The 17,062-nt window shown below is 46.9% G+C and carries 17 protein-coding genes; 1 reads left to right on the top strand and 16 read right to left on the bottom strand.

Annotated features, from left to right (window positions below; all coding sequences use genetic code 11):
- Positions 1-23: 23 nt before the first annotated feature.
- Entirely contained in the window at positions 24-356 is a 333-nt protein-coding gene (locus C9383_RS02090; protein ID WP_090366057.1) for a ComEA family DNA-binding protein, read from the bottom strand.
- Between the two features lie 298 nt (positions 357-654).
- On the opposite strand from C9383_RS02090, the gene C9383_RS02085 reads away from it, so the two are divergent.
- The gene (locus C9383_RS02085) at positions 655-2,025 is read left to right on the top strand and encodes a hypothetical protein (RefSeq protein WP_090366059.1); all 1,371 of its coding nucleotides are present in this window, start codon (positions 655-657) and stop codon (positions 2,023-2,025) included.
- Positions 2,026-2,116: 91 nt separating this feature from the next.
- Here C9383_RS02085 and C9383_RS02080 read toward each other — a convergent pair whose 3' ends face one another.
- The 15 genes from C9383_RS02080 to C9383_RS02010 all read right to left on the bottom strand — a co-directional run bounded on the left by C9383_RS02080 (position 2,117) and on the right by C9383_RS02010 (position 17,060).
- Positions 2,117-2,926: a glycosyltransferase family 2 protein gene (locus C9383_RS02080; protein ID WP_090366060.1), complete on the bottom strand. Its 810-nt coding sequence runs from the start codon at positions 2,924-2,926 to the stop codon at positions 2,117-2,119.
- 14 nt (positions 2,927-2,940) lie between these two features.
- Complete coding sequence (locus tag C9383_RS02075; protein ID WP_090366061.1) at positions 2,941-3,303, bottom strand: DMT family transporter; 363 nt, start codon at positions 3,301-3,303, stop codon at positions 2,941-2,943.
- Complete coding sequence (locus tag C9383_RS02070; protein WP_090366063.1) at positions 3,300-4,136, bottom strand: sugar phosphate isomerase/epimerase family protein; 837 nt, start codon at positions 4,134-4,136, stop codon at positions 3,300-3,302. Before C9383_RS02070 ends, C9383_RS02075 begins: the two co-directional genes overlap by 4 nt.
- A 2-nt stretch (positions 4,137-4,138) precedes the next feature.
- Entirely contained in the window at positions 4,139-4,915 is a 777-nt protein-coding gene (locus C9383_RS02065) for an NAD-dependent epimerase/dehydratase family protein (RefSeq protein ID WP_090366064.1), read from the bottom strand.
- Positions 4,912-5,169: a hypothetical protein gene (locus C9383_RS02060; protein WP_090366066.1), complete on the bottom strand. Its 258-nt coding sequence runs from the start codon at positions 5,167-5,169 to the stop codon at positions 4,912-4,914. The genes C9383_RS02065 and C9383_RS02060 overlap by 4 nt, the downstream gene beginning before the upstream one ends.
- Positions 5,156-6,271: an NAD(P)/FAD-dependent oxidoreductase gene (locus C9383_RS02055; protein WP_090366068.1), complete on the bottom strand. Its 1,116-nt coding sequence runs from the start codon at positions 6,269-6,271 to the stop codon at positions 5,156-5,158. Before C9383_RS02055 ends, C9383_RS02060 begins: the two co-directional genes overlap by 14 nt.
- The gene (locus C9383_RS02050) at positions 6,268-7,293 is read right to left on the bottom strand and encodes a glycosyltransferase (protein ID WP_090366069.1); all 1,026 of its coding nucleotides are present in this window, start codon (positions 7,291-7,293) and stop codon (positions 6,268-6,270) included. Before C9383_RS02050 ends, C9383_RS02055 begins: the two co-directional genes overlap by 4 nt.
- Before the next feature lie 234 nt (positions 7,294-7,527).
- The gene (locus tag C9383_RS02045; RefSeq protein ID WP_090366071.1) at positions 7,528-9,522 is read right to left on the bottom strand and encodes a polysaccharide biosynthesis protein; all 1,995 of its coding nucleotides are present in this window, start codon (positions 9,520-9,522) and stop codon (positions 7,528-7,530) included.
- Positions 9,523-9,622: 100 nt separating this feature from the next.
- Positions 9,623-10,648 carry an MraY family glycosyltransferase gene (locus tag C9383_RS02040; RefSeq protein WP_090366072.1) on the bottom strand — a complete coding sequence of 342 codons (1,026 nt, stop codon included), beginning with the start codon at positions 10,646-10,648 and terminating at the stop codon, positions 9,623-9,625.
- Positions 10,648-11,607, bottom strand: coding sequence for a UDP-glucose 4-epimerase family protein (locus tag C9383_RS02035; protein WP_090366074.1), 960 nt, complete (start codon positions 11,605-11,607; stop codon positions 10,648-10,650). The genes C9383_RS02040 and C9383_RS02035 overlap by 1 nt, the downstream gene beginning before the upstream one ends.
- Positions 11,608-11,685: 78 nt before the next feature.
- Positions 11,686-12,828, bottom strand: a complete 1,143-nt coding sequence (locus C9383_RS02030) for a glycosyltransferase (RefSeq protein WP_090366075.1) — start codon at positions 12,826-12,828, stop codon at positions 11,686-11,688.
- On the bottom strand, positions 12,821-13,819 hold the full coding sequence (locus C9383_RS02025) for an NAD-dependent epimerase/dehydratase family protein (protein WP_090366077.1): 999 nt from the start codon (positions 13,817-13,819) through the stop codon (positions 12,821-12,823). The genes C9383_RS02030 and C9383_RS02025 overlap by 8 nt, the downstream gene beginning before the upstream one ends.
- 90 nt (positions 13,820-13,909) lie before the next feature.
- The gene (locus C9383_RS02020) at positions 13,910-14,962 is read right to left on the bottom strand and encodes an EpsG family protein (RefSeq protein ID WP_090366078.1); all 1,053 of its coding nucleotides are present in this window, start codon (positions 14,960-14,962) and stop codon (positions 13,910-13,912) included.
- A complete protein-coding gene (locus C9383_RS02015; protein ID WP_090366080.1) occupies positions 14,959-15,801 on the bottom strand; it encodes a glycosyltransferase family 2 protein in 843 nt (280 codons plus the stop codon). Before C9383_RS02015 ends, C9383_RS02020 begins: the two co-directional genes overlap by 4 nt.
- An 80-nt stretch (positions 15,802-15,881) precedes the next feature.
- Entirely contained in the window at positions 15,882-17,060 is a 1,179-nt protein-coding gene (locus C9383_RS02010; RefSeq protein ID WP_090366081.1) for a glycosyltransferase family 2 protein, read from the bottom strand.
- Positions 17,061-17,062: the final 2 nt, after the last annotated feature.

Raw genomic sequence — 17,062 nt, 5'->3', positions numbered from 1 at the left:
CGGCCTTTTTTACCTAAGGTTTCTTAATTAACTTCCAAACGATCGCGATTTTTTTCCAGAAGTGCCTTGCCAATACCTTTAACTTCCAGTAACTCATCGACCACTGTGAATGGGCCATTGCTCTCGCGGTAAGCGACAATCGCTTTAGCCTTGGAGGCGCCGATACCAAATAGGTCGCGCCTCAAGGTCTCCGCGTCGGCCGAATTGAGTTTGACTTTGACGGACTGTTGGGTGCCGCCAGACTGAACCGCAATAGAGACAGCGCTCTCGGCCTTGGAGGCAGGGACCGCGTACGCCAATGAGGTAGCACTGGTTAGAAACGCAAGAAAAAGTGCAGAAAAAACAGCGTTATACATAATCGATATACTCCATGACATCATAAGAAAGGCAGCCAATCCGAAGCTGCTCTCCAAACTTAGATGATGTGGCGCGCATGTCAAAAAGCAGAGCATTGCTAAGTATGTATCGTCGCTTCAGTGCATACAGCCTGTTCCCCCCCGTCAATCCGTGTAGGAGCAGATCACAGCGCCGGGAACGTTGCATGCTTGCCTACAGCCTGACTATCCGATCCTGATTCGATCATTTTCTAACAACATAGCCTTGAAGGTAAAATCACTAGTCATTTTCAAGTATCGAAGCTAGATAACTGCTAAAATGGATGAAATACTTTCACTATTGGATTATCTGTTTGTGAATAACCGCTATCTTAATCTGATGGGGCTCGCCTCGATTATCGTCTCGATATATTCACTTACCGCTCTTTATCCTGGGGCCATGACGTGGGACAGTCTAGATCAACTCAGACAAGCTCGGACAGGCACGTATACCGACTGGCAGCCTCCGACGATGGCTTTTCTCTGGAGCCTCTTTCTTAATTTAAGCGATGGCCCAGGCGCCATGCTGATTTTCCATTTTACTTTGTTATGGGGTACTTCGCTATTACTCTTCAAATGGAGTATCCGAGAAGGACATAGGTTTGGTTTTTTATTCTTGATTCTCCCCCTACTTCCCTGGGTAATGAATTTTCAGTTTACGATTTGGAAAGATGTTGGAATGGCCTACTCATGGGGGCTTTCCATTGCGATATGTATTTATTTCAGAGATCAGAAAAAATTTCCCGTGCTTGCAGCCGCCTTGGTGATAATTTTATTTCTTTATGGATCACTCGTTCGCTCCAATTCGCTCAGCGCCGGAGTGTTTTTAATGGCATTCCTATGTGCAAGCATCTTCAAGGTCAGCTCTAAAAAAAGCCTGCTTGGATTTATGATTGTTGGCATTGTGACATTCGTGATAGCACATTTGTCAGCAAGCGCCTTGTTAAATGCCAAAAAAGCCAACCCGGTTAGCTACGTTTTATTTGACGATGTCATAGCCCTTAAATTGCAAGGAGTAGATATACCCGTCAGCTTTTTGAATAGAGAAGAAATGGAAACCATCAAAAGCTGTGACTACCTTCACGCCCACGAGATCGGAGCCGCATTCTGCCTATCCGACGAAAAATTCACCGAAATCACTAGAGTACACTATGCAGAGTTGAAGGCTGTGTGGCTAGCAAATATCCCGCTGCATTTTTCGACTTATGCAAACTTTCGGCTGAATGCTTTTCTCAATCTCATTCGTGCACCATCGATGGCACCTTATTATTACAGCGAATTCAGCGTCAAGAATCAGCCGTTCACGGCAAGTTCAGGCAATCGCGAAGAGTCGGCTTCGAAACACTTAGTAGAACAATACATCACAACCTCCCAAGATATAGTGCCGGAGCTATTTAAACCATACACATGGATCTTAATCAGCTTAAGCTTGGTGGTGATGCTAACTTTATGTAAGGATCCCAAGGGAGCCGCCCTTTGGCTGCTCCCTTTCTCAGGGTTGAGCTATATGCTCAGCTACTTCCCCATAACACCTGCTGCGGACTTTAGATACGCATATTGGATGTGCTTCATAGCAAGCGTATCCTTCTTAATACTTGTAAATATACATTCAAAAAAACCTGTCAAACAAAAAAAACCCAAGGAAGTCTAAATACACTACGAAACCCAGCACTGATTATCATGTGCTGGGACACTCCCAGTCCAGCTGCGTTCATGAAGGCCTAAAAGCCGCCACTGAAAACTCAAGGGTTATAACGACCAAAACACGTTTTAAATAACACGAATAAGATCGATAAATTACCTTTCACGCTGCTGATTTTCGTTGGCACCTCTCCCTCGGGATAACGCCTGGCGGTAGCCAGCTCAATGCAACGATAACCTAGTTTAGGGGCTCTATATGAAAGATAAGCCAAAAGCTCATATGTCACGAAAACATCACGAAAAATAGAGACTCTCGGATCTTCCAGCAGTCTACGGCTATACGCTCTGAAGCCTTGAGTTGTGTCGGACCATTTAAACCCGGAAAACAGACTAAGCATCGGCGCATGAACAAATCGAATGGCAAAATCTCGTAATTTAGGAGTATTCTCAGCGACGCCACCCACGACAAATCGCGAGGCTTGCACGAAGTCTATCCCGTTTTTTAATGCATTGATAAAATCAGGGATGGCACTCGGATCGTCCTTATCATTCCCGTCAATGGTTACGATACCTTCATACCCTTGTTCGAGCGCGAAAGCATAGGCGCAACGAAGCTGCGCGCTGAGCTTTCCTGCAGAGGTTTTAAGCAAGAGCCCTCTTACACTCAACTGTTGTAAAGCAGATACACCGAGTGAACCATCAGTAGTCCCACCATCGACGATAATAATGTCAGCAGCACCCGATATATTAAGCGCATGCATCTTATTCAACATATTTTTAATCCGTTCCCCCTCATTGATCACTGGAATGATTACACAGCAGGGATGCTGACGACCAAGCCAAAGTTGAATATTATAAGCAGGCACCACCCAATGCTCACAAACAGATGAAACATTATCTGGAGTACTCATGATGTTATATACCTTCAAGATACACGAACAGTGATCAAACCAACCCCAATGATAACTAGTACAATCCCCGCCACTGTCGTCCAATGAAAGGACTCACGAAAAAAAAAGACAGAAAACAATGCGACAGTAGCAATAGCCCCGGCTGTCAAAACCGGATGAGCGACATTCAAAGGAAGACGTGCAAGAGCACTCGCGTAAAATAGAAATGCGCCGCCATACAATGACAACCCAAGCCAAAATGGCCAGTTACTCAGGGCAGCAATAGGATCGCTTAGAGAGGGAAACTTTCTTGGTGGCATCATCGCCATTTTTATCAAAACACTAGCAGATGCATTGGAGAGTATTCCAAAAATCAAAATGAACCATTTAGCGCTCATACATCAGCTCCAGTTCGCAAGTTATGATAATGTTGCTGCGCGACTTGTATGGAACGCTCAATAGAAACCTCATGTGGCTCACTGGTCGTCGCAACCATCTCAATGGTCAACACATGCTCTGGCAAGTACTGGCTCAGAACCCGAGATATCAGCTGGTGTGCTGTATCACCATCACCCAAAGGTACCAAATCGGGTTCACTGAGGTGCACATGACCGATCAACGCCGCATAATCATGCAGGACCACTCGGGGATCCTCGCCATTAATCGTCAAAGCGCCAGTATCCAATTGCATCCGGAGTGCGGGATGTGCCAGTTGCTTAACCACTGCGGCGGTGCTAGAACTGTCAGTCATAAAATTTGCGCCATAATGCTCGGGGTTTGGCTCAAGACAGACTGTTACTCCTAGTGCTTGCGCGACATCTGCTAACTTTCGAAAAAAAGGTAATGCTATCGCCGCCGCCTGCGCATCATCTAGCCCCGTACGATCACGATTCTTGGGGGAGCCAAACACCACTCGGGAGGCGCCCAACTCTGCTCCTATACGGCAAACCGCTGCTAGATGTGTCTGTAATTTGGCTCTGTCCTCCCCGGAGCCAAACACATTCAACCCAGTGGTCCCAAACAACAGCGCCTGCATGCCGGTGATTTCGATATCTCGATCAGCCCACCACTTTTTGACTCGAAAAATATCAGCCGTGGTTGCATCAATTGGGTTGGGGAAGTACTTTCCGGGTGCGATATCAATAGCATCAATTGCGTAGCGGTGTAGAAGCGCCGCAATGGCCTCGTCTTCTGAAACGTCCCAAGCAATATTAGAAACCGCGAGCCTCATAGTTACCTCGATGTAATAGTCACGGGCTCTGATTGCGCATACGCTCTGATGGCGAGAAGAACCTCACGCGAGCTATATTGATAACGGCCTTGCCCGTCAAATACATCCGCGTGTTTGCTTTGGAAATCATAAACTGCGGGAGAACTAGCCGTCATGTTAGAAAAATGCTTACCAAACCCAAGGGACGCAATCTCACTCACACTGACCGGTTCAGCCGTCAAGTGAACCAACTTCAGCCGGGCGGCGACGGCTTTCTCAATATCAGACCAAAGATTGACCATTGGGTAGAATTGGAATACTCCACGGCTATCAATTTCGGTAAGATTGTTATAATTCAATAGATCGTAAATAACATTTTTGCGCAGGCCCGGGCCCACCAAGCCGGGCAATCGAACAATCAAATGATTAGAAAATTGACTCTCGACAAATTTCTCTAAGGCGCGGCGATTGAGGCCGTAAGCATGCAATCCGTCCTCCTCAACGACAGTATCTTCATCAACACCCAGCGGATCTCGAAAAACGTCGACAGTACTAATTAGAATGAACATTTTACATTGAATCGTTTTCAGGTGTGCAATCAGCCCTTCAATCGTACGACGGTCACCTTGAGGATCTTTATTAGCGATCCACTTCTGGGCTGGCGCTCCTGCACAGACGACCACATTGAATTTTTTATTTTCAATTTTTCCAATCGTTGTAGATCGATAGGAATATTCGAAAGAACTTTGTTTTAGCAAAGTACTACCCACAAATCCTGAACAACCAATCAATGCATTCAATTGGCACCTGCCGGCTGATTAACAATCAATAATTCAAGGCTAAACATAACGTAAAAACCAAAAAGTTTAAGTGCCAATATAATATAAGAGCTAATACTTGAAAATTTAACTAGCGGCTTTCCCGGTGGATAGGTTACAAGCTTCATGACGTCTAAGTGGCCATCAAAGTCCGCCCAACGATCAGCCAAAGTATAATCGTTAAGATCAGCCGCATGAGAAACAGCGTGGTCGTCCGACGCGCTAAACAACTTCATTCAGCCTCTCCAAGACATCATAAATATTGTCAATTTTACCGCCGAGGATCGAGTAGCAGCCAGGTAACGTGGTGTGCCTCTCAAAGAGAATCGGCCGCCCATCGTCACTTTCATTTTTAGCAAGAACAGTTTTTATCTCAAACAATGATTCTTGGTAGGTTGCCCGCCAAACATCTGGCATATAGCGAGCAACGTCCCGCACCATACGCTCGACTCTGCTGGCTTTATGGTAACTCCGCAGCTTTTCATAAGGATCAAGGTCTGGCTGATCACACCAGTGTTGATGCGGCGTATAACGGACATGGGACAACGTGTGCAGGCCCCGAGCAGGAAACGGCATGATTGAAAAAAAGGGCCCATCCATAACCGTAACCCCCAATCCACATAGTGAATCTGGCATTTTCATCAACGCCATTTCAGTTATTTCTTGCTTCAGGCTACTCTGAATCCCAGAAAAATCACCAGCAAACTGATTAAGGCCACTATAGGTACAGTTGAAAACATAACGGCTCTGGATGAGTTGTTCTGTACCCGAGTTAGTGCGAACGCCCACCTGCAATGGCGTCTCCCGACCTTTCGAAATAGTCAACGCATGAGTATTACACCGAACTGAAACACCGTTCTCCGCTAGCTCTCGCGCAGCCCAGCTCGCAAGCTTGAGAGTATCAAATGCATATTCGTTGACGACGTATACACTTTCAATCAAGCGAGGCTCAAATAATGTACGTAACACGGGGTCCGCTGCCCTAAACTCGACACCTATCTCACGACAGAATCGCTCAAACTGCCTGGATGTCACTTTAGAGTTTCTACGTGAAATAGCATACAGTTTAGTAAAGTCTTGATTTATCGCCTGAGGCCAATCACGAACAAATTTCGGAAAATTTATTCGACTGCGGTAAGCAGTAGTGAAACTTCTTGGGTAGTGATAACCATTGTGGACGCGTGCTTGGTTATTGTAAGACGCCCGCGTTAATAAAGCGGCCTCGCGCTCAATCAGCACAACATGCTTAAACCCTTTCTGCTTTACAAGATAAACAGCAATTGCGGCACCGTAGAACCCTCCACCGATGATGACGGCATCCTGGTGGAGATGTGTCATGAAGGACTAACATTCGATGTAGGTTCGGACGCCGAAATTCCTGACACCACTTCTTCTAAGTTCAACTTATCAAAACGGGTAATACGTGCACTCGTAAACTCTTGCCCTACATGATACAGCGGCCCTTCGCTTGATAAACTCGCCATATTCAAAATATATTCACCCAACACTAGCAAGACCAGCGAGGTTAGAAAAAACATTCCCGACAACTGCAGTGAGAAACTTATCCATCCGGGCGCTACATCTGTTTTAAATATAGCAATACAAACGACATAAACACAGTACGCAAGGTTAGCCAGCGCTCCAAACAATGACAATGACGTCACCAATCGCATGGGAGCACGTGTGGTCGACACTAATAAGCGCATCCCTCTATCAATACTATCTCCTAAACGCTTTGGTGTAGAGGCTGCGGGTGTGGAACTATAATCCAAATAGGCACGGGCAAAGCCTCCCGTCGCTGGGAGATGTCGATAGGTAATTGCAGGTTGCGGATGCTGAAGAATAAAGTTGATTACTCTTTTGCTGAGAAGACGATACTGAGGGGCTTCTCGAGCCAAGTGCACACCATTAAACCGGTTATAAAGACTATGAAATGCAGTGTTGGCCCAACGATAAGCAAAACTTTGCTTATGTTTTTGTGCATTATTTGCAAATACCACATCAGCGCCATTGACCGCCTGATCGAGCATCTGAGGGATAAACCGAATATCATCAGATAATGGATCAATCACCGCAACGAAATCGCCCAACGCATTTTCCAAGCCAACCCAAGACGCTGTATCTGCATCCACCTCCTTGGTCAACGCATAGATTTGCAAATTCGCTAATCCAGTTTCACTGGTCAGGCGCTTTAAAACGCGAATACTGTCATCATTGGAAGCGTTGTCTACAACGATTAACTCGTAATCGCTGACGATGGAGGCAATTACAGACGCTGCGTCACAAAGGAACTGCTCGACTTCATCTGATCTGTTTCGAATGACGAATACCACTGATAAAAAACAAGGAAAAAACGTCATTTGCAACTCTCTCAAAAAACAACTGCCCAAAGCCCGACCGGTTGAGGTCCAGATATCAAACAAAGCAAAGGGCCTTATCCGATGCCTCTCATCCAATCAGGATAACAATTCGCCTATGGCGCCAGGTGACCTTTGTCGGCAACTGGTTGACCGTAATCTGAAAACCGCAGAGTAGCATCTCCTTTCCTAAAGACACTACTCAGTAGAACTGATTCAGAAAAGGCGTGAAGATAGTCAGGGTTCGAGCCGACGTTGCTGATAGATCAAGTCAACAATTTCGCCGTCAGGCGCGTATCCGCTGACGGTGTCACGCAGCAGCTGACGAACCCGTGCGTAATCATCCTGATCTACTGAAGCAAGCAGCTCCGTCAACTTAGCTTTAAGTATATCCCACGGCAAGTAATCTTCATTGGCACTCATGATCATCGGGTGTTGTGTCGCCGCAACGTTGTCACCAATCAGCAGCTCTTCGTATAGCTTTTCTCCTGGGCGCAACCCGGAAAACTCGATTGCGATATCGCCATGAGGATTTTTTTCTGAGCGCACACTCAGACCGGAGAGATGAATCATTTTCTCCGCCAGTTCAACGATTTTTACCGGCTCCCCCATATCCAGCACGAACACATCCCCGCCGAGCCCCATGGAACCAGCTTGGATTACCAACTGGGCAGCCTCTGGTATGGTCATGAAGTAACGCGTGATCTTGGGGTGGGTAACCGTTAATGGTCCTCCCGACTTGATTTGTTTATAAAACAGCGGAATCACGGAACCGGAAGAGCCGAGCACATTGCCAAAACGTACCATGGTGAAACGCGTTTTATTAACTCGTGACACGTTCGACTTATCGCCAAACAGCACCGGGGCCGGCTCGTGACTAAGAGCTTGGAGCGTTAACTCGGCTAGGCGCTTGGTGCTACCCATCACGTTAGTTGGACGCACTGCTTTATCGGTAGAAATTAAAACAAAGTTGGCCACGCCCGCCTGAAGAGCGGCTTGGGCGGTATTCAGTGTACCAATAACATTGTTTAATACACCTTCTGCAATATTATGTTCAACCATAGGCACATGTTTATAAGCCGCAGCATGGTATACAGTGTCTACACGCCATGTTTTAAAAACATCCAGCAGCTTCAGCTGATTACGTACCGAACCGAGGATTGGAAGTACCTTTACGGGTAGCGACTCACGAGTAATACGCTGTTCGAGCTCCGAAAGAATACTGTAGAGATTGAATTCGCTGTGCTCAAATAGTAGAAGTGTTATCGGACGCAGGGCAATAATCTGTCTGCACAATTCAGAGCCGATAGAACCGCCTGCTCCCGTCACCAGAACACATTGCCCTTTAATACAATGTTCGAGCAATTCAGCTTGGGCGGGCACTGCGTCACGGCCCAAAAGGTCAGCAATATCCACTTCTTGAATATCATCCACTTTGACCCTGCCGCTAGCGAGATCCATAAAGCCAGGGACACTTCGCACATGCAATGGAAAGCCTTCAAGGAAACCAAGTATTTCCCGGCGACGTGCGCGATTGGAGGAAGGGATCGCGAGTAAAATCTCCTGAGCTCCCGTTACGTCGATCATATGTTGGATGTGTTTTGGCTTATAAACTTGCAATCCGGAAATGACACGATCGGAAATGCTGGTATCGTCGTCGATAAACGCAACTGGGCGCATCACTCGCCCCATGCGCAACGCGGCAACCAATTGATTGCCAGCGGCACCAGCGCCATAGATGGCGACTCTGGGTAGGCCGTCTTCACGATTGGTAAATGGCACGTGCTGTGCTGCTGCAAACCAGTCCCCCAAAAAATATTGGCGCATAGCCAGTCGCAGCCCGCCAACCATAATAAGACTGAGCCACCAGTAATTGAAAATGATGGAGCGTGGGACGACGGTCTGGTGATTGCTATACCAGTACACTAATACACCAAGAATAAGAGAAGACAGACTCACAGCCTTGATAATGGCGATGAGGGCATCGTTACCAAAGTAGCGCATGACCGCCCGATACATTCCGAAGCGCACGAACAACGGGATGGCAACTATAGGTGCGGCAACAAATAGCCAGAAATGATCGCGAAAGGAATTGACCATCTCGTCCACCCCAAGGCGAACGACGAAAGCAAGCCATAAAGCCGCCCACACGACGAACGTGTCGGTCCCGACCTGAATTAATCGTTTCTTTCGACGTGGCAAACCCACCAAGAATGCTCGCAACCTATCCATAGCCCTCTCACCCACCTCAGACCTCTCCCCTAGTTTTCAAAGCTGATATTCTACGTTTTTAAATACATCATGGTTCACTAAAAATTTGACCTATTGGGGCCTAGCTCCCAACCGGCTGCTCTAGCGCGCCGGCATTGAACTTCAGAGCGAGACCAATAAGCGGCACGTACGCCACAATCAGACCGAAAGCGCCGTCCAGCCCGAGGTATACGACACAAAAAGAGAGAGGGAGTAGCCAAAAGAGGTTGATGCCCGCTACAGCCAGGGTAACTGGCAAATGCCGGCCAAATCGCCTACTGGCAAACTGGTACGCATGGCTGCGGTGTGCTTCATACACCTTATCCCCACGCACAAGGCGACGGATCAACGTGAAGGTTGCATCAACAACAAACACTCCAATTAGAATCAACCATCCCCAAAACAATTGGGAAGAAGCCCATGCAGCCTGAATCGAAAGAACTCCGAGGGTGATACCCAAAAATCCACTGCCTGCATCGCCCATAAAAATGCGTGCTGGCGGGAAATTCCAGAACAAAAATCCAGCCACAGCTGCAGCTAGAAGCATTGGAAGCCATATCAAACCTTCAAAACCAGCCAGCCAATAGAGCAAACAAGCTCCCAGACACGCACTGATAGCCTCGATACTCGCAATTCCATCGATACCATCCATGAAGTTGTATAAGTTGAGCATCCATACAAGATACAAAATAGCGATAAACTGACCAAACCATTGAAGATTCACTTCTAAGCCAAAGATCGTAATCTGTGGCAGCCCCCCCAACCAGAATAGTGCCCAGCCGGCGCCCAGAAAGTGCCCCAACAAACGCCATCTGGCTGCAATATGACCATGGTCGTCCATAAAACCAATTAACGCGACCAGCGCCCCGGCCCCACCTAGAGCAATAACAGACGGTAGCGGAGCAAGCTCTGCTATAACCAGAAGCGGGAGTGTGAGAAGAAAGGTAAGTACAATCGCTACTCCGCCACCACGGGGAGTGGGCACAGAATGGGAACTGCGTGCGTTGGGAATATCAATAATACTTTTAGCCAAAGCATATCGGCGTAACACGGCAGTCAAAACGAGAGACAGAACAACGGCAATGAGCACCAACCACCAACTAGTCATTAGTTTTTTGTTTCCAGATAGTATGAGGCTGCAAGACCCAAAGCGTGATCAACAGTAACCGGCGGTCTCCAAGACAACAATGAGCACGTCTTACTAATGTCGACCTGTAGCGACCCACATAAGCGCTGCGACAGAGACTTTTTACCCAACAGACTTGCGCCAGTACTCAAAAACGCGCTAGGAATTGGCAAAAGCAAAGCTTTTTTATTTAACGCTGTCGCCATTCTACGTAATAGTTGAGTTGTAGACAGGTCCTCTCCATCGCTCACTAAAAATGTTTGATTGGCTGCCGCCGGATGTGTGGTAGTGGTGATGACAAGGTCTACAAGATTATCCAGCGCAACCAAGCTACGACGATTAAAAATTGAGCCAAAAGGCAGAGGAACCCCTTTATCCAACCAGCGCATCATGTTCAAAAAATTTGCTTTTACGCCCGGCCCATATACCAAAACCGGACGAATTATGACGACCTCCATACGGCTGTTTGCAGCGATGTCCCTCAGGCCGGCCTCAGCTTCCATTTTAGAAACACCATAGGGATCAAGCGGCGCTGGTATATCTTCTGCAGTAAACGGTTTTCCAGGTACCGTTGCCTCACCATTTACCTTGATAGAACTGATAAAAATGAATCGACCGACCCCATTTGCAACTGCCTGACGAGCCAAATTCAACGTCCCCTCGACATTGACCTTACGAAACACCGCCAGCGGATCAGACTCAGCGTCATTCATCACATGAACACGGGCAGCCGCATGGATAACCACGTCAACGCCCGCAAGCGCTTCAGCCCAATCCGTCACCGGGGAAAGCTCGCCAACGTTGATCTGTTTGATCCCATTTTGATGCTCAACAGCCTGGCGACGTACAGCACCGGTCACCTTGACGCCATCTTTTTTCTTTAGGACTTCGACCAATCGACTGCCTACAAATCCGGACGCACCGGTGATTAAAACATGCATCTAGAGCTCCCCCACACCAATACAAAACTGTAGTCGTGGCAATAATTACCTTGACTCGATATACGACCAGAAGGCGAATCACACCAGCAAACGGTCCATATACAAAGACATTTCATTGATGATGATCGGCTGGGCGAAATCTGTATGTGCTCTTTGCCTTGCAGCTTCAGCAAGCTTAATTCTCAAGCCACTGTCAGAGTAGAGCGCCTTCATAGCCGCACTGATTTCATCAATCGCACCTGGCCGGTGCAGAAGCCCAGTCTTGCCTTCCTGCACAGCATCACTCAAGCCATATATTCGCGAAGCAATGGCAGGAAGGCCGACGCCCGCAGCCTGAATAGTTGCCAAGCTGAAGCCTTCCCGGTAGCTGGGTAGGCTAAAGACATCCGAAGCCGCCATATATCCTTCAGGGTTATTGGTAAAGCCAACCCGGTGACACCGCCCCTTGAACTTCAACGCTAGCTCTGCAACCACATGCTCGACACCGTCTTCATCAGGGCCGACAACAAGCAAATGAGCATCCGGACAACTCATCGCGACATCGGTAAAGGCCCGCGCCAGATCCACAATTCCTTTGACGTGGGTCAAGCGCGCCATGAATAGAAAAACCAGAGCCGAATCATCCAGTCCAAGCTCGCGCCTGATTTTCTCTCTCATCATGGTATCTGGTTTGAAGCGAGCCAAGTCCACCCCACTAATTGAACCTTGACCAAGCACTTCGATTTTTGCGGGTTTAACAACGTTTTCCTTTATAAGGAAATCCCGCTGGGAAGGACTATCAGCCAGCAAATTGGTGGCCGCAGATGCTAGAAGCTGATCTAATTTCTTCAAAGCAAACCGTGAAAATCCTCGTTTTGTATACCAAACTTGTCCGGTGAAAATATGGATGCGATGAGGTACACGCGCAAAATAACCAGCCAGCATCGTTAAAAGACCCGATTTCGGCATGATAGACAGTACACAGTCAAAGTTTTCAGTTGTAAAAATTTTGAATAGCTTTATTAACGATACCAAATCACTGAACACCGAGACTTTGCGCTGTATAGGCAGCGGAATAAACCTAATGCTCTTGTCGAGAAATTGATAAATTTGCTCGGACTCTGCATTAGCCATTACGGTTACACAGTACTTTTCCGCCAGTTTATTAATGTGTTCAACCATAAACACCTTTAATGCAACTGGCACCGTAGCAACAACGCATATTCTCTTTTTCTTAATCATTATCAACCACAGCTTTGGAGTTTGTTTTTTTGATAAATTGGCTTAGCAATTCATGCATCGTCTGCGGTATCGTGTTTTCGAATTCAAACCCAATAGTTTGTTTAATTTTTTCCGAGCTGTAACCCACACATTTCACCAACTCATCTATTCGTTCGTGTGTCAACGGTAGTTTGATAAGGGGCGAGGTCAGACTGACTAGAAGTCGTAGCACGCCTTCTGGAATTCTTACCCGAGGCTCGGATACATTATAGGCCTTCGCCATTGAACCAATAACCTCAGAGAGAAGGCAGTCATTGGACAAAATAAAAATCTGCCCTTTCGCTCTAGCATCAAAAGCACACATCATCAGTGCCCTGACGACATCATTAACATGAACATAAGTCGACAACGAGGGTAGATTGCCTATATAAAAAAATAGTCGTTTTCGGACCATGGCTGACAGCTGAAAAAATGATTGATTTGGCATTTCAGGGCCAACAACTATCGAAGGTCGCAAAATAGTGTAGGTAAACAGCGGCTCCACTTTTGAAAAACTGATTACCAGTTCATCGGAAATAGTCTTGGTAACCTCATACTCTCCAGCCGGCGCCGGGGAACAATGTTCATCAATACTTGAATGCTGAGCCTTGGAAACTGCCCGTTTTCCATACGCTCCCGTACTGCTCAACTGAACCCAATGAAAAGGCTCACCGGTTTTTCTGATTTTTTCACTCACCGCTTTGAGCAGATTGGACGTGCCACGGACATGCAAGTCATACATCAAGCTGACATCTTTGATCTCGCCTGCACAGTGAAAGAGCGTATTACAGCCCTCGATGAAGTCCAAGAGTTGGTCACCCGACTCGAGGAGATCTCCCGGCACAACTTCCAATCCCGGATGGGACGGTCGCGCTTTCCTTGAAAGCATCCTCACCGTACCGCCTTGACTCAAAAGCGCCCTACAGAGAGGAGCACCGATAAAACCCGTGCCCCCAGTTACGCAAACATTCATACGCCCCCCTGAACAGAATTAAAGCTACTGCCTCCATAGGAAGCCACTTCAAGCAACATTGAATAAAGTGGCATATAGGCCTCCAGCCGCTTATAACACATCAAATGCTTCGTTAAGATGATACGGCATGAAAGGCGTTGGCCCTTCCCCTTCCTCAAATATGAAATTTCTGTAACCGCTTATAGCCGCCAGCAAGCCAGCCAAAATAAGAGTGAGCTTGATGGTCCGATCAAAATCCAGCCGGCATCTACTGTAGGTGAGCAATATAGCGAGGGGGAATGCAAACGAGATCAAATCCAAAAACCTCAACCCGGCATATGAAACACTCGACACAGCCCAAAACATAACTGTAAAGCCGCCACCTAAGAACATCAGTTTTGTTTTCTCCAGTCGAGGCAATCTTGAGAGGCCTACGCCCAATACCAGCAGCAATAAAACCGCAATTTTACCTAACCCGGAAAGCGCGCTTGGTGACTCGGAATCTTGATAAGAGAGAAGCTTGGCGAAAAAATAATCACCATTAATACTAAATATCGCCAACACCGCAACGCAAGCAAGCGGGACTATTAGAACGTTAGAGGCTTTAGCCCAGCGCGCCTGGGAAGCCCAGATAAATACAAGAGAGACGAGGGAAGAGTAGTGAAAAAGCAAGGCCGAGACGGCCAAAACCAATCCCGTGAGCGTTTTAGACCGCCTTATATTTTGGACCGCAAATAATAATAACATCGCTGCGATGCCGATCCTCAGCCCATTCATTGTATATTGATATACGAAAGCAGGCAGCATATAAGAAAGCATCAAAAACTTTTCATTTTTATCCGAACGAAATAGATGCAAAAACATGATAAGAAATAAAACGACGCTGACCAGCCTGACAGCAATTTCCGGAACCCCCGTGATCTCGACAAGCACCCAGCTCATAAAAACAAAGCCCGGCTCCATCCCCGTCCAGGAAATACCCTCCATTAAGCGACCAACGACCACCTCATAGGTATTTGTGTCAGTGCCTACAGCCCCGCGGAAGACCGAAACAAACATAAAGAACAGCAATGCTACGCCTGCAAAAAAACGTGTCCGGTACCCGGACAATGCGGTGAAAAACAACGCCACCAGCAATATCAGCCAGCCCAGTAGATAAATCATTCTGTACGACTACCCAACTTGACCTTCGACGCTCGACGTAGATATCGCATCAAAGACCAAAACTTCAAAAAACAGTGGTAATAGAAGCCTATCTTCCTTTGCGCACGAAGCACTTTATATACTTCTAGCTCACCTTTTTCCATGTTCCACAAGTTACCACTCAACCCTGCATGCCCATACAAAGGCTTATGACAAAATGTCAGCGGCTTATCGATCGAGTAGCAGTCTAAGCCGGAGCAGCATAAAACACACCAAAGCTCGTAGTCCTCGCAAAAACGTTTCCCCTCGGGAAACCGCAATGGTAAGTCCCGACGCAACATAATCGATGGGGTAGAAAATTTATTCGAAAGCAGCAGTTGCTGCTTCAATACCCGAGTGAAGGTCACATCACCGCTTTCATAAGGAGCGGTTGCTATGCTCGACGATTCCTCAATCGTCAGTCCCTTTTGTCCAGTTAAAAAAACTTCTGGATTGTTTTTCATCCACTCATACTGAAGTTCAATTTTTTTATAATGCCAGCTGTCATCGGAGTCTAAAAAAGCGATATAGGGTTGGCTTGCAATCCTCCAACCTTCATTTCGTGCCGTGCCAGGCCCCGAATTTACCGCCAATGAGATAACCTTAATCCAATGCTCCGGGTACTCCTTGGCCAATTCAAACAAAAAATTAAGCGTATTATCCGGGCTCGCATCATCAACGAGTATGACCTCAGCGGGTCGCAAGGATTGGTGGTAAACGGAATCAAGTGCACGTCGTATGGTCTCCTTACAACGATAGCACGGGATCACGACGCTCACCCAAGCGGTGTTTGGATTTTGAACACTTGACTCAGTAACCATTCAATACTTCCAATAACATATAGTCTGACGACGGCAACGCAATAGTTACCATTGAAACTTTCAACGCATCCGTGCCAACTTCAATGAGGAAGCTGTATCTTAACGTCAGACGCCTTTAAGACCTCCTCCAACCTCTGACTTGCCATATAGGAAGTATTGAGCCCCGTTAACACTTCGATGCTATTACTTACATGACGTGCCCGAAACCTATTTATTATACGGGAAGCTCCCCATAAAAACTCAGTCCAAAAAGAGCCGAGTAACTGACCTACGATTTTTGGAGCACCAAACAGCGAGCAAGCTTCTCGAAAAGAAAAAACTGTTTCTCGATAGGAACGAGGAAAGTAGACAAAACACTTCAGCAGTAACCTACCAAAATTGGGATTCAGAGAAACTCCTTTTTCTTCTTCAACCTTCTCTACCGCCTTCAGTAGAGAGTATGACCACACCGTAGGTACCGAATAAAATTCAGGAACGCGTTTGTCCCATACAAGGTCTTTGAAGGGGGCGATATGTGGGTTATCGCGAAGCTTACCGTAGTGTCCTCCAGAGCTGCTTTGCCCAGAAGTACTCAGTCCAGAAGCTCCGGGAATAATGACTGGATAGTCAACCAGGAAGCAGCTTTCCGACTCGTTTGCGATCAGGAAAGAACTAAAGATGTCGGGACTTACTCCCCCAAACAAACTACCATACTTACTTACAATTCTATGGGCTAAGCCAGCAGAGATCATACCAGCATAAGCGCGGGGCATATTGAATACGCCACCACCAAAATTATCAAGCGCATACCTCATGGAACCAGTTAAATCATGAGCTACTACTGCGCCATTAAACGGTGCCAGGTGCAGCGTCCCAAAGTACGAGTCGCCTCGAGTGGAATGTTTGAAGTCATCCCAATAATAAAGCGCAGGAAAATTAAACTTTATCGAATCAACGCCTTTCGATTTAGCCCAGTTTGCAACATTAACAATCTCCGAAGAGACGAAATCGTCATCCCCGAGAAATACTAAATACTGCCCGTCAGCAGACTGAAGACCAAGATTAAAATTATCAACAACACTTATACCTGTGCGCCCCCTCACGAACTTTAAGCGGGACACTGGTAAAGTCTCAGAAAATTCACTTGAAATATCATCTACCGGACTGGAATCACATACCACGACTTGAATATCGTCCGAAAGCTCCAAAATCGACTTTATCGACTGAACAGCATACTTAGCACGATTATGCGTCGGTATAATCACACTCAATAATGTCATAC

This window comes from Pseudomonas palleroniana (assembly GCF_003031675.1).
GTDB lineage: Bacteria > Pseudomonadota > Gammaproteobacteria > Pseudomonadales > Pseudomonadaceae > Aquipseudomonas > Aquipseudomonas palleroniana.
This window is presented reverse-complemented; position numbering and strand designations above follow the sequence as displayed.

Excerpts from the sequence above, each read along its gene's own strand:
- C9383_RS02085 (WP_090366059.1), top strand. The coding sequence starts at position 655 with ATGGATGAAATACTTTCACTATTGGATTATCTGTTTGTGAATAACCGC.
- C9383_RS02090 (WP_090366057.1), bottom strand. The coding sequence starts at position 356 with ATGTATAACGCTGTTTTTTCTGCACTTTTTCTTGCGTTTCTAACCAGT.
- C9383_RS02045 (WP_090366071.1), bottom strand. The coding sequence starts at position 9,522 with ATGGATAGGTTGCGAGCATTCTTGGTGGGTTTGCCACGTCGAAAGAAA.
- C9383_RS02080 (WP_090366060.1), bottom strand. The coding sequence starts at position 2,926 with ATGAGTACTCCAGATAATGTTTCATCTGTTTGTGAGCATTGGGTGGTG.
- C9383_RS02015 (WP_090366080.1), bottom strand. The coding sequence starts at position 15,801 with ATGGTTACTGAGTCAAGTGTTCAAAATCCAAACACCGCTTGGGTGAGC.
- C9383_RS02060 (WP_090366066.1), bottom strand. The coding sequence starts at position 5,169 with ATGAAGTTGTTTAGCGCGTCGGACGACCACGCTGTTTCTCATGCGGCT.
- C9383_RS02025 (WP_090366077.1), bottom strand. The coding sequence starts at position 13,819 with ATGAATGTTTGCGTAACTGGGGGCACGGGTTTTATCGGTGCTCCTCTC.
- C9383_RS02055 (WP_090366068.1), bottom strand. The coding sequence starts at position 6,271 with ATGACACATCTCCACCAGGATGCCGTCATCATCGGTGGAGGGTTCTAC.
- C9383_RS02030 (WP_090366075.1), bottom strand. The coding sequence starts at position 12,828 with ATGATTAAGAAAAAGAGAATATGCGTTGTTGCTACGGTGCCAGTTGCA.
- C9383_RS02020 (WP_090366078.1), bottom strand. The coding sequence starts at position 14,962 with ATGATTTATCTACTGGGCTGGCTGATATTGCTGGTGGCGTTGTTTTTC.
- C9383_RS02035 (WP_090366074.1), bottom strand. The coding sequence starts at position 11,607 with ATGCATGTTTTAATCACCGGTGCGTCCGGATTTGTAGGCAGTCGATTG.
- C9383_RS02040 (WP_090366072.1), bottom strand. The coding sequence starts at position 10,648 with ATGACTAGTTGGTGGTTGGTGCTCATTGCCGTTGTTCTGTCTCTCGTT.
- C9383_RS02010 (WP_090366081.1), bottom strand. The coding sequence starts at position 17,060 with ATGACATTATTGAGTGTGATTATACCGACGCATAATCGTGCTAAGTAT.
- C9383_RS02075 (WP_090366061.1), bottom strand. The coding sequence starts at position 3,303 with ATGAGCGCTAAATGGTTCATTTTGATTTTTGGAATACTCTCCAATGCA.
- C9383_RS02050 (WP_090366069.1), bottom strand. The coding sequence starts at position 7,293 with ATGACGTTTTTTCCTTGTTTTTTATCAGTGGTATTCGTCATTCGAAAC.
- C9383_RS02070 (WP_090366063.1), bottom strand. The coding sequence starts at position 4,136 with ATGAGGCTCGCGGTTTCTAATATTGCTTGGGACGTTTCAGAAGACGAG.